11 protein-coding genes and 1 tRNA gene are annotated in these 13,138 nt (G+C 32.3%); 5 read left to right on the top strand and 7 right to left on the bottom strand.

The window, feature by feature from the left end:
* The first annotated feature begins 11 nt into the window (after nucleotides 1-11).
* Nucleotides 12-707 (top strand): metal ABC transporter ATP-binding protein, encoded by a 696-nt coding sequence (locus AAGD36_RS06605; RefSeq protein WP_341756031.1) that lies wholly within the window; start codon nucleotides 12-14, stop codon nucleotides 705-707.
* A gap of 59 nt (nucleotides 708-766) precedes the next feature.
* Here the strand turns inward: AAGD36_RS06605 and AAGD36_RS06600 are convergent, their stop codons facing one another.
* The 6 genes from AAGD36_RS06600 to sdhC form a co-directional block, all read right to left on the bottom strand.
* Nucleotides 767-1,492 carry an SDR family oxidoreductase gene (locus tag AAGD36_RS06600; RefSeq protein ID WP_341755379.1) on the bottom strand — a complete coding sequence of 242 codons (726 nt, stop codon included), beginning with the start codon at nucleotides 1,490-1,492 and terminating at the stop codon, nucleotides 767-769.
* 5 nt (nucleotides 1,493-1,497) lie between these two features.
* Nucleotides 1,498-2,061, bottom strand: a complete 564-nt coding sequence (locus AAGD36_RS06595) for a NifU family protein (protein WP_341751468.1) — start codon at nucleotides 2,059-2,061, stop codon at nucleotides 1,498-1,500.
* 43 nt (nucleotides 2,062-2,104) lie between these two features.
* Nucleotides 2,105-2,190 (bottom strand) — tRNA-Leu (locus tag AAGD36_RS06590).
* A gap of 322 nt (nucleotides 2,191-2,512) precedes the next feature.
* Nucleotides 2,513-3,418, bottom strand: a complete 906-nt coding sequence (locus tag AAGD36_RS06585) for a HEPN domain-containing protein (protein WP_341755378.1) — start codon at nucleotides 3,416-3,418, stop codon at nucleotides 2,513-2,515.
* A 21-nt stretch (nucleotides 3,419-3,439) separates the two neighbouring features.
* A complete protein-coding gene (sdhD, locus tag AAGD36_RS06580; RefSeq protein WP_341755377.1) occupies nucleotides 3,440-3,823 on the bottom strand; it encodes a succinate dehydrogenase, hydrophobic membrane anchor protein in 384 nt (127 codons plus the stop codon).
* Between the two features lie 420 nt (nucleotides 3,824-4,243).
* The gene (sdhC, locus tag AAGD36_RS06570; RefSeq protein ID WP_341748050.1) at nucleotides 4,244-4,630 is read right to left on the bottom strand and encodes a succinate dehydrogenase, cytochrome b556 subunit; all 387 of its coding nucleotides are present in this window, start codon (nucleotides 4,628-4,630) and stop codon (nucleotides 4,244-4,246) included.
* Nucleotides 4,631-4,819: 189 nt separating this feature from the next.
* On the opposite strand from sdhC, the gene AAGD36_RS06565 reads away from it, so the two are divergent.
* A complete protein-coding gene (locus AAGD36_RS06565; protein ID WP_341748051.1) occupies nucleotides 4,820-5,032 on the top strand; it encodes a hypothetical protein in 213 nt (70 codons plus the stop codon).
* Nucleotides 5,013-5,360: a type II toxin-antitoxin system PemK/MazF family toxin gene (locus tag AAGD36_RS06560; RefSeq protein ID WP_341748052.1), complete on the top strand. Its 348-nt coding sequence runs from the start codon at nucleotides 5,013-5,015 to the stop codon at nucleotides 5,358-5,360. The genes AAGD36_RS06565 and AAGD36_RS06560 overlap by 20 nt, the downstream gene beginning before the upstream one ends.
* 66 nt (nucleotides 5,361-5,426) lie before the next feature.
* Here AAGD36_RS06560 and AAGD36_RS06555 read toward each other — a convergent pair whose 3' ends face one another.
* On the bottom strand, nucleotides 5,427-7,946 hold the full coding sequence (locus AAGD36_RS06555) for a DUF3971 domain-containing protein (RefSeq protein ID WP_341755376.1): 2,520 nt from the start codon (nucleotides 7,944-7,946) through the stop codon (nucleotides 5,427-5,429).
* Between the two features lie 108 nt (nucleotides 7,947-8,054).
* Between AAGD36_RS06555 and AAGD36_RS06550 the strand changes: the two genes are divergently transcribed.
* Together AAGD36_RS06550 and dnaE are read left to right on the top strand one after the other, a co-directional pair.
* Nucleotides 8,055-9,359, top strand: a complete 1,305-nt coding sequence (locus AAGD36_RS06550; protein ID WP_410521260.1) for a UDP-glucose dehydrogenase family protein — start codon at nucleotides 8,055-8,057, stop codon at nucleotides 9,357-9,359.
* The gene (gene dnaE / locus AAGD36_RS06545) at nucleotides 9,349-12,933 is read left to right on the top strand and encodes a DNA polymerase III subunit alpha (RefSeq protein WP_410521235.1); all 3,585 of its coding nucleotides are present in this window, start codon (nucleotides 9,349-9,351) and stop codon (nucleotides 12,931-12,933) included. Before AAGD36_RS06550 ends, dnaE begins: the two co-directional genes overlap by 11 nt.
* The last annotated feature ends 205 nt before the right edge of the window (nucleotides 12,934-13,138 follow it).

The raw sequence follows: 13,138 nt of genomic DNA, 5'->3' as shown, positions 1-13,138 counted from the left end.
TATCAGAAGATATTACATTAATAAAATTCAGTAATGTATCTAAACAATTTGGCAAAAAGTTACCCCTTAATAATATTAATTTTACCGTTAAAAAAGGTGAGGTTACGACTTTAATTGGTCCAAATGGTGCTGGAAAAACAACAATAGCTAGATTAATCTTGGGATTAGACAGTGCCTCATCTGGTAATATAACAATTCACCCCCATCTAAAAATTGGCTATGTACCGCAGAGACTAGATTTTGCTTCAGACTTACCAATTACAGCTGAAAATTTTTTATATTTATTAGCCTCAAATGCTACTCGCAATGATTGGCAAGAATGGAATAATTTTATTGATTTTGATAATTATAAACATCATGATATTTCAGAACTTTCTGGTGGTCAATTTCAGAAGCTAATTCTAACTGCTACCTTACTCAACAATCCTGATCTAATTATTTTAGATGAACCAACTCAATCATTAGATGTTACTAGTCAGCAAGAATTTTATCGGATTATTAATCAAATAAAAAAACGTCTAAATATTACAATTTTTATGATATCACATGACTTATTTACTGTGATGAAAAACTCTGACCAAGTTATATGTTTGAATGGACATATATGTTGTAGTGGTAAGCCTAACGATTTAGCACAGAACCAAGACTTCCTAAACACCTTGTCATCAATTGGTTTTTATGTCCATCATCATGACCATAAACATTAGATATTTTTGGCAAACTCACTTGGGCATTGTCCGCAATGAAGGATTGGTAGAAATATACCTCATGACATATTATACCCACCATTAATTGACAACGTTTCCCCAGTAATAAAACCAGCTTGCTCATCTGCTAGATACTCTACGGCTCTAGCAATTTCTTCTGGTCTACCCAACCTTTTCATTGGCACAGCTGCTATTATTTGCTCTAGTACATTAGCTGGCATCTTTTCAACCATTGATGTTTTAATATATCCAGGAGCTATACAATTTACCGTTATATTTTTAGAAGCTGATTCCCTAGCTAACGCCTTAGTAAATCCTATAATTCCAGCTTTAGCAGCAGAATAATTAGTTTGCCCTATTTGTCCTGCCTGAGCATTAATTGAACTAATATTAATAATTCGTCCGTAATTTTGATTTCGCATTTGGTTAATTACTGCACGGCACATATTAAAGCATGAGCTAAGATTAACGTTAATCACTTCTTGCCACTCTTCTTCAGTCATTTTATGCATCATCGCATCCCTAGTAATACCAGCATTATTCACTAGGACACTTACTGGACGACCAAATTCATTTTCAAGTTCCTTTATTGACCTAAAACATTCAGCATAATTTGCTGTATTCCATTGCTTAGTTTTAATAGAATAATTTTCATTAAAATCTTTAGCAGCTTGGTAATCACTATAAAAATTTGCTACAATGGTAAAGCCTCTATCCCTTAATGCTATAGTAATAGCCTTGCCTATCCCCCTTGTTCCCCCTGTAACTACTGCTAACTTTGACATAATATCTATAACTCGTCTACAGCTTCAACAGATTCTACCTCGGGGATAAAATGTTTAAGCATTGATTCAATACCATTTTTTAAAGTAATAGCCGAACTAGGACAACCTTGGCAAGCTCCACGAAGTTCTAATTTTACCACTCCATTTTCAAATCCTCGATATATTATATCACCTCCATCCATGGCAACCGAAGGACGTACACGTGTTTCAATAATTTCTACAATCTGTTGTTCGATTTCAGACATCTCGTCAGAATTATTTATGGCAGATTGACCATTTTCCCCATCAAAAGCAGTAAAACCAGCAGTAAAATGATCCATAATAATCATCAAAATTTCAGGTTTTAAAACTAGCCAATCACTTTCTTCTTCTTTAGTAACGGTAATAAAATCACTACCAAAAAATACAGATTTTACGTTATTTATACTAAATAATTGAACTACTAACCTGCTTTTACCTTTTGCCTCATCAAGATTACTAAAATGAACCGGTCCATTAGGGCTAACAGGTATGTTAGGGAAAAATTTTATCGCATTAGGATTAGGAGTAATTTCAGTTTGAATAAACATATACTTTTTCCTCGATAAAAAGAATGATCTTGATAAAAATGAATGGTACCCGCGGCCAGACTTGAACTGGCAAGGGTTTGCACCCCACGGATTTTAAGTCCGTTATGTCTACCATTCCATCACGCGGGCAAGGTCAGGTTATTTTAGACTCTATGAAGATTGCACAGACTAATAAAAAAAACGTTAAAAAGCAAGTATTTTTACTATAAAACCTCATTTCTTCTTGATTTTCATCGAGTATATAGCTAAACCGGAAAGATTTCAGCCAAAAAACCGTCATTGCGAGGAGGCGATGAAATCGCCGACGTGGCAATCTAGAATACGCGAAACGTTACTCTAAAAAAACAGCTTTGCGTTTACCTAGATCGCCACGGCATCTAAAGAGCCTTGCTATGACGATTATAGAAAAATGTAGGGTACTATGCCTTTTGTTACAGAATATATCATATATTTATTCTTGACTAAGCTTTTCCAAACAAATTTTTTCAGTAATTTTTTGCAATTGTTCTACCCTGCCAATTAAATACAGCAACTGCTCCTTAGTAATCCTGTAGTGTTTGTCATATCTTGCTTTAACATAAGCATCTCGGAGTAAGTCAAAACATGCTTTTTGCTCTTCACTTTCATAGGGAAATATTTTGCAAAGATCATGATAGAAAATCCGTGCAATTTGGTTTAGTTCTAATAGATCATGCAATTTAGGTTTATAACCATCAAATACTAACAAAATAGCATTATAAAAACTCTCGGTAGCTTGATGAAGTAAAAAGGCTGATTCAGAGTAATTGTCATCTTCAAAAAAAGCTTTTATTCCAATGAATAGTCCTTTTCCTCTACCAAACCAACATTCATATTCTTCTTGAGCTATTGGTTTGCGTTCCGACCATGGCAAGTCCTTAGCTTCCGATAACACAAATTCCCCAGTATCATATAGCAAGATTCCTTCATTTCTAATATCACGAAAAAAATACTTACCTTTCGCGAGTTGGTTATTTACAAAGTGAATAGGCTCAAGTATCAGTGTCACTGATGGTTCTTTCATAGATACTAATGGATCTTTGGTAATATCTATGGGGAATTTTCTATCTAATCTTTTATATATGTTATATTTTAAGTTAATAGCTTTATATCCAGCATATTTTCCTTTTTTTAAGATCAGTAACAGATCTATATCGCTCTGATAAACATAGGTAATATGATTCTCTGTGTACACGTCTTGTACCCAATCCCCTCTAGCATATGAGCCAAATAAAACTATCATTGCTATTTTTGATTTGCCAGCAGCTAAGATTTCTTGGACAATAATGTCTAATCTTTTTTTAATAACTAATGAACGTTCAGGTAATGTGGTTTGCATAAGATTACTTTTATTAATCCATCAGATTACTATAACATAAAATAATGCTACCACTAAGAAGGCAATCGTTATAATGCAAAATATTTTAAGTAATATAATTAACCCTGTGCGGAGCTTAATACAACTAATATAATCTTCAATTACCACACGCATACCAAGCATTGCATGATAGAAAGCGGTAATAAGCAGTATTCCTAAAGGGACAATATTGTAAGGTCTTTGTAAAGTACTAACAAAATGAGTAAAACCCTCTCTAGTAGCATATTTAATAAAAAATATTAGCCAAATAGAACAAATTGCTAAAATAATAGCTGTTATTCTTTGATGCAACCAGTGACTCGAACCACTTTTTGCCGAACCAACCCCTTTAGCTTTTGCCAACTCTGTCCTTAAATTATTATTCATATAGAGGCCTTAAGTTAAATTATTATTTCACCTTACGTATAACACCCATGGCAATTTAAAAGTCATAGGGAAAACAACCTAGCGTCATTGCGAGGAGTGCGTAAGCACGACGAAGCAATCCATTTCTAATTACTTTATGGATTGCTTCAACCACTACGTGGTTTCGCAATGACGTCTTGTACTTTTCTGCAATTTTTAAATGCTATACGTAAGGTGAATCACTAATAGACACTTAGAAATTTATAAACAATAGATATCTTTCGAAACTCGCTTGTGCTGAGGAATTTGAAGGAGTCACGGAACGCAAAACCGCAGCGTACTTAGGCGTACGTGAGGATTTGAGTACCGGAACGACGTACAAATTACCAGCAGAAGTAGAGTTTCGAAAGATATCTAATATTAACAACCTGTTCTAGTTAGCTATAACAACCAAAAAACTAACATCATCAATATCGAAGCTACTACCACAAACCAACCTGTGAAGTTAATAGCCCTTATTGAGAAACAATGCCCACTATCCCAAATTAAGTGACGCACCCCATTACATAAATGATAAAACCATGCAAAACTTATGAATATTAGAGGAATTCTAAGTAAATTACATTTAAAGCACTGTAAATATTCAGGATCAAATTTACTAAAAGCTAATAAAATAAAGCACCACGACAATATTGATAGTCCAAAAAATAAGCCTATCCCCGTTATACGATGCAAAATAGACAAAACGGAGCTTATCTGCTTTTTATATATCGTCAAATGAGGAGAAGTAGGTCTACTATTATAAATTTCCTGCTTTGTTTTTGTCATAAGTTTCTGTCATAAATTATCTATAGGTGTAATCTATATCCTAAAACAAATTCAGGATGAAGCCCCTATAACTCTAATAGCAACAGTATAAACGCTAGTTAGAAAATACTCAAGTTTTCATATTGTATTGTATTGTATTGTATTGTACAATAACTATTATACAATAATGAAGTTAATTTTATGAGAACGATGAGTATTAGTTTAAACGAGACCTTATATGATAAATTAAAATATATGATTCCTTCTAAAAAAATTAGTAACTTTGTAAGCAATGCTATTGCTAAAGAATTAGAAAAAAAGGAACTGGAACTTACTTTGGCATATAAAGATGCAGAGCAAGATAATGAACGTCAAAATTTGCTAAAAGAGTGGGATGCAATAGATGACATTAGTAAAAAATAAAGAAATAATACGAGGCAATATTTATTGGGTAAATCTTGATCCAACAATTGGAACTGAAATTCAAAAAACAAGACCTGCAATAGTTATATCTAATAATATTCAGAATAAAATATCTAGTAGAGTAATAATTATCCCCATTACCTCAAATATTAATAATATTTTTCCTTTTGAAGTAAGAGTTACAGTTAACAACAAAACTGCAAAAGCGTTAACTGATCAAATTAGAACCATAGATAAATCTAGATTGGGAGAGTTTATAGAACAGTTGAATAAAACTGAGATTATTAATATTGAAAAAGCTATTAAAGTTACTTTAAGTTTGACTTAAGTAACCTAGGTTTGATATAACAAGTTATCAGTATCATCTCTGCTCGGGTTGATGACATAGGGACTATTACTCCTTATACTTCATCTCCATAGAGTAAGGCACAACCTTTGAAAATATTTTACCAATTATTGGTACTTTAGTGATAACGTTACTTGCAAAAAAGAAAGAAGGTATTACATTACCTTTAAGCTTCATTTGATGTTTATTAGTATCAATTGTACCTTGCATTGTAAAATCAAAAAATGGTCCGGTAGCTGATGTATCAGCAATATTTATGGTATTACCTATATAACTAAATCTACCTGTCATGTTCCTAAACATGATATCCTTATTATTTAATATAAAACTCATAAAACCTGGGAAAGAAACAACCGATACCATTCTAGTAAGAAAAGGCACATCGGTGGTAACAAAGCGCTTTATATCAAATGTTCCATCTACGATTGGTATCACTTCTCCCTTTCTAGCATCATATCTTTTTGTATCAAGTGTCAGATTTATAATACCAGATTTCATTTTATTATACATACCAATACCTCTAAATAAAGCTCCAGCATTATCACAGGTAACTATCCATTGTTCTAGATCTTTTTTATCTGTAAGTAGCATTTTAAAAGATTTAGTACCAATTTTTGAATTTAAAGAACCAGAAAAACATTTGATTTTATTACAATCAATTTGTAAATTAAGCTTATCAAGCATTATATTATTTTTTAACCTTACCCTATCTACATCAACTGTTAAATGAATATTTTTTGGATCTCCTTCTTTCTCTAAGAATTGCATCATATTAGATTCAGACAAATCTAGTTGTTTCCCATGAATCTGAGCATTCAAGCTATCTTTACCTAAAAGCAATTTTCCTACTAGATCAGTCGTATTATACTTCATTACAGGTAAAGTAACATCATACTTATCTTCTGCTACTTTAACCTTAGCAACTATTTTTAAGTTATTTTCTCCCGAAAGATTAAAATCAATATCACCATTTAGGTTATTATATAACTTGCCAGTTAAAGTAAATTTAGCTTCACTACCAAGTTTTTTATGTATAGATATTTTATCAATATAAAATTCTAAGTTTTTGAGGTTAGTATTGGCTTTAATTAAGCTTTTCCCATCTTTTTGCTCTTTATATTCAAAATCTAGGACACTACTACCTGAGATTAACTTTAATATACCAACCTTTTGGTTATTACCCATAATGGTAGTTTTTACTTTTAATAGATTCTGATAATCATCTTGGTTATTATCAGTAACATTAACATCGATAAGTAAATTACTGTCATAGCCATTAATTTTACCTATACCGATCAAATTTACCTTATCGCCATTAAATGTTCCAGTTATTTTGGCATTTTTTAATATGACATTGTCACTAAATGCTTTGCCATTTACTCCCGTTATTATTGTAGAAATGTCATAAGTATTTTTGATAACTGGGCTAATTGGTATTATTATGCCAATTTTTGAGTTAGCGATTCCAGTAATCTTTTTAAGATCGATCCCTTGTTTTTTTATCTTGTTATAATCCTCATTTGATATGAAATCAATTAAATCGTTAACACTCCCCTTAGCATCAGCATTAACAATAAAATTTGATTTATCCATCCCTTGCCAATCAAAAGTTATTACCCCACCTGAAATAAGACTATTACTACTATATGCTTGATTTAATATGAACTTAACAGATAGCCCAGATATAGTAACATCAGTATCAATTTTTCGTAAAGGGGGATAGTCTTTATCATATTGATATTCAAGATCTACAACATGCAGCTTAGCCTTCAATGCAGTTTCTAAGGAAATATTCTTTTCTAAAGAATTTTTATCAAAATTAAAATCAAATTCTCCATTTCTAATATAACCACCTTTCATATATTCCTGTAGAAATAAAATTACTTGATTATCAGGAATAATTTTCTCAGCAATTTGATAAATCATTATAGGAATATTCTGAGCATTACCACTTGCTTGAATTATGCTACCATCCAATACACTATTGAATAATAGATATGCTTTATCACCAAACTCTAGTTTACAATTGATTGATTTCTTAGAAGCTCTAGAAATTTTACTGTTATAGGAACAAAATCCTTCACCATCAGGTAATTTCTCGCCATAACTATCAAGCAAAGAGACATTTTTTATAGACCCCAAGTTTAACTGTGTTTCAATCTTATTTTTAAAAAAATCCACAATGGAACTAGCAGATATTTTAGCATTTATTACTAGTTGATCATCTTTAGAGATTAAGGAAAAACTATCTATGTCAATAGTACTAAGAATTAAAGGCTTGGTTGTTATATCATCAATAATAAAACTGATTTTGCAATTAGTAATTTCACCTTGGGCGTTATTTGCTAAATCCATAAAGATTTTATCGATTGATAGAATATTATTTCTTACTTGTAAGTTACCTATCCGTATTTTCATAGCTTTTTTATCAAGGTAAAATTCTATTATCTTCTTAATTGGCTTATCTAAATATCCTTTACTACTACTTAATATTAATAAAGTTAAAATTACTACAATTGTGCAAACTATTATGCTTAGGTTAATAAAAAATCTTTTAATGAGCATCATCTTGTTATTTAGTACTTGATCAGTTAATATATACTTTGCAGCAATATAGCACAACAAACTTGTTGCACTAAGTATATACTGAAAAAAATTTGAAAATTATTTATGAATATTAGACTTCATTTTATAGGCACTGGTTACGTTGGATTAGTATCTGGCGTAATGATGAGTTACTTAGGACACGACGTTACTTGCTTAGATACCGATATTTCTAAAATCGATCAGCTTAAAAAAAATATTTTACCAATTTATGAACCAAAATTAGCTCAGTACCTACCACCATTAGTAAAGTCTAGTAAGTTGAAGTTTACAGCCAACTACTCGGCTGAATTAAGAAATGCCCAAGCGGTATTTATTACAGTAGGAACACCACCACTACCTTCAGGGGAGGCAGATTTACAATATATTTTTACTGCTATCGATAATTTATGTGAATGGATCAACGATGATTGTTTGATTGTTATTAAATCAACTGTACCTCCAACAACATGTAACCAAATTATTGATTATTTAAAAAAAAGGAATCTTAAATTTCCTATTGCCTCAAATCCTGAATTTCTTAGAGAAGGTACTGCTGTAGATGACTTTTTAAACCCTGATAGAATATTAATTGGCACAAATAATAAACACGCAGAAGATTTATTAAAAAAGATCTACATGCCTTTGACTACAAAGAATATATCTCTTATATGTACTGATTTGGTTACGGCAGAACTTACCAAATATGCCTCAAACGCTTTCTTAGCAACAAAGATTGCTTTTATTAATGAAATGGCAAATTTATGTGAGAGAACTGGGGCAAATATCAAAGAACTATCGATTGCTATGGGACTCGACAAGAGAATAGGTAAAGAATGTTTAAATGCTGGTCCTGGATTTGGTGGCTCATGTTTTCCTAAGGATCTCTTAGCACTTTCACAAATAGCGGGGCATTATCAATGTAACTTACAAATAGTTAATTCTGTTATAAGTAGTAATGATCAAAGAGCCTATGATATGGCGGATAGGATTGATTATATCATAAATGATAATTTGACTAATAAAAATATTACCGTATTGGGTCTTACTTTTAAGGCTGGTACAGATGATATTAGAAGCAGCCCTTCTATTAAAATCATCAAAATTCTAGTTGATAAAGGAGCTAATATTATAGCCTTCGATCCAATAGGTATGGATAATGCTAAAAAAGAGCTAAAAAATATATTTTTTGCCGATTCAGCACTTAGTGCTTGTCAAAATAGTGATATAATTGTAGTGGCAACCGAATGGTCGGAGTTTAAAGATTTAGATTGGTCGCTTATTCGCCATCAAGTTAAATCTCCTATAATTATTGATTTCAGGCACATTCTTGACGGAGATATGCTAAAATCTCTTGGGTTTAAATATTATCTTATTGGTACACAATATGAAGTTTGATTTTATTCACTTAAGAGTACAAAGCTCATATTCATTTCTTGAGAGTGCTTTAACAATTGATCGTATAGTAGAGCTGGCACAATTACACAAAATGCCAGCGATTTGTTTAGCAGATAAGGGTAACTTATTTGGCTCACTAGAGTTTGCTCTAGCTAGCTGCAGGGCAGGAGTACAACCTATAAATGGGGCAATTGTAAACGTTGCTTTTACTAAAGATAATTTTGGTGAAATGGTGCTGATTGCTAAAGATGAGGTAGGTTACAAAAATTTACTAAAAGCAGTTAGTGCTAGTTTCACTGAAAATGATCGCAAAATTTGTAATCATATTACTTTTGATGATTTAGTTAAGTACCATGAAGGGCTTATTATCTTATCCGCTTATACTGATGGGATAATTGGTAAAAGCCTGATTGATGGAAACGAAGAATTAGCCATTTTTTGGACCACTAAGCTACAAAGCATTTTTGGTGATCGTTTCTATTTTGAGATTATGCGGCATAATTTAGCAATAGAACAATCTATAGAAGCAAATTATATAAAAATAGCCGATGACCTTGGTATTCCACTAATTGCTACCAACAAAGTATTGTTTAGCGATGTTAACATGCATGATGCACATGATGTATTATTATGTATATCTGCTGGTGTTAGTAAAGAAGAGGAGAATCGTAAAAAGGTTAGTACTGGTTGTTATTTTAAATCACCAAAAGAAATGCTAGAACTTTTTAGTGATTTACCTGATGCTGTACAAAATACCGTCCATTTAGCCCAAAGATGCCATTTTATGGCACATGCTAATCCACCAATGTTACCAAATTTCTCTAGTCTAGATATTAATGAAATAGATCTAATTAAGCAAAACTCCATAGCAGGATTACTATCAAGACTTGATACAAAATTTAAATGGGAAAATATTGCCATAGATAAACAGCAAGATATTAAACAACAATATTTAACTCGTCTTAATTACGAACTAGATATTATTTGTCGGATGGATTTTGCTGGCTATTTTCTTATAGTCTCTGACTTCATAAAATGGAGTAAAGAGCAGGGTATTATGGTAGGACCTGGTAGAGGCTCTGGGGCGGGTTCAATAGTTGCTTGGAGTCTTCTTATCACTGATCTCGATCCTATTAAATTTGGTCTACTATTTGAGCGTTTTTTAAACCCTGAACGTATATCAATGCCAGATTTTGATATTGATTTTTGTCAAGAACGGCGAGAAGAAGTTATTAATTATGTACGTTCTAAATACGGGGATAATAAAGTTGGTCAAATCATCACTTTTGGTAAGATGCAGGCAAAAGCTGTTATCAAAGATGTATCACGAGTTCTTGGCTTGCCTTATAAATATGCCGAATATCTAACTGAGCTTGTGCCATTTAATGCTGTTACTCCCGTTACATTAAATCAGGCTATAAAGGAAGTAAAGGAGTTGAACAACGCCGCCCATGGCAGTGGTCTATATAATTTAGATGGTCAAGAGGAGCTAATAAAACAAGTATTGGATACATCCTTAGTGCTTGAGGGACTTAACAGGCATGCTTCTACACATGCAGCGGGAATCGTTATAGCTGGCAAAGATTTAGTAGAAATATTACCAGTTTATAAAGACCTAAATTCGGATATGTTGGTAGTACAATATTCCATGAAATATGCTGAGATTGCTGGTTTAATTAAATTTGATTTTTTAGGTCTGCAAACTCTGACTGTTATTACTAAATGTCTAGAATTATTAAAACAGCAAGACATAAATATTGATTTTACTAATATGCTATTTGATGATCAAAAAACTTATGAACTACTGTGTAATGGTAGAGCTACCGGTGTTTTCCAGTTTGAAAGTAGTGGAATGCAGGATGCTTTAAGACGTCTAAAACCTGACTCCATCCAAGATATAATAGCGTTAGGAGCATTATACCGCCCTGGTCCTATGGATAATATACCAACTTATATTGCTTGTAAGCACGGTTTGCAGCTACCAGATTACTTGCATGAGATGCTTAAACCAATTTTAGAAGAGACTTATGGAGTTGTTATATATCAGGAACAGGTCTTAGAAATTGCCAAAGTAATTGCCGGCTATAGCTTAGGTGGAGCAGATTTACTTCGTAAAGCCATGGGCAAAAAAATAAAATCTGAAATGGCAGAGCAAGAAGAAACTTTTATTAAAGGTGCAATAGCTAACAATATTTCACGCCAGCAAGCAGAGTCTATTTTTACAACAGTGGCTAAATTTGCTAGCTATGGTTTTAATAAAGCACACGCCTCAGCTTATGGTGTAATATCTTATCAAACCGCCTATCTGAAAGCAAATTTCCCAGCCGAATTTTTGGTAGCTTGTTTAAATCTTGAATTAAATAATCATGATAAAATCAATCTATTCATGCAAGAAGCTAGAAATAACAATATTACTATTATTCCTCCTAATATCAATCTTTCCACTGGTTATTTTAGTACTACTCATGAAGAAGGAAAGACATTTATCATCTATGCCCTAGGTGCTATCAAAAGTGTCACAGCTACTTTTGGCAAAATATTAGCAGAAGAAAGAGTTAAAAATGGTAAGTTTAAAAATATTATAGATTTTATTGAGAGGCTATCGCTTAAATCTATTAATCGAAAATTATTAGAGAATCTTATTAAAGCCGGGTGTTTTGATACGTTACATTCTAATCGTAATCAGTTACTGTTAAGTATTGCTAAACTTTTAGCTTACGCCTCTTCCTATCATGCAGAAAAAGTTTCTGATCAATTTAGCCTGATTAAGGTAAATTCTGCAAGTCAACAAGTGTTAATTGAAGCAGAACCACTTGATAATAATACTGTCTCTTCTTATGAATTTGAAGTATTAGGACTATTCATTACGCTACATCCATTATCAAGATATCAAGATTTGCTAGCTAGGCTTAATATTGCAACATCACTTGACTTACAAAATGATAGTGGTGCTACTTCTAGTAGGCAGATAAGGATAGCTGGGGTAATACAAAAAAAAGATTCACGTATGTCATCTCGTGGAAGGTTTATAACCTTACAACTATCTGATCAGTTTGGTATTTTCGAATTAACTATTTATAGTGAAGAAATACTTAAAAATTTTGTTCACTTACTTGACATTCAATGTCTAGTTGTGGCAAACTGTGATTTGTTTAAGGATGCTGGAGGAACAAGGTTAATCGCTAAAAGCTTCACAACTATTGACGATATAATGAATGAAGAACGACTAGAGATAAAACTCTATCCACAAAATCATTATGAACTATGTCAAATCGTTGATTTGCTTAAAAACCGTATTAGCCCTGAACGTAGTAATACAAGAATAATTTTACTGCTTAAAGTGAGTATACAAGATGAATTTCAAGAGTTGGCTAGGTGTACAAGTGGTGAGCAGACTAGGTGTAGTCAAATCGTTGTTCCTACGCGAAGTTCCATCGTGCCACAATGCCAACACTTGAAAGGCAAAGGGTATATAAATAATAACTTTACTGCTCGAGTCCATTTACCAGAAATTTTATGTCTAGAAACTGAAGATTTTGAATTTTTAAATCGGTTTATGCTAGGTTCTAGTTAACCTGAATTCGATGTAACTTGTTACATCGAATTCAGTATTATATATAGAAACAATCAGGTTTGAAGCGGCTGCCCACCTGATTGTTAAAATATAATACTCCATTCAATATGTGATTTTAATAATTAAAATCACATATTGAATGATGAAAAAAGTTAAAAAATCGTCTATTAGCGAAGTGCTATTGTAAGGCTTAAACCGTCATTGC

Source organism: Candidatus Tisiphia endosymbiont of Ptychoptera albimana, assembly GCF_964026605.1.
In the GTDB taxonomy this organism is placed as follows: domain Bacteria; phylum Pseudomonadota; class Alphaproteobacteria; order Rickettsiales; family Rickettsiaceae; genus Tisiphia.
The sequence above is the reverse complement of the archived record's forward strand: the minus strand, read 5'-3'. Positions and strand labels throughout refer to the sequence as shown.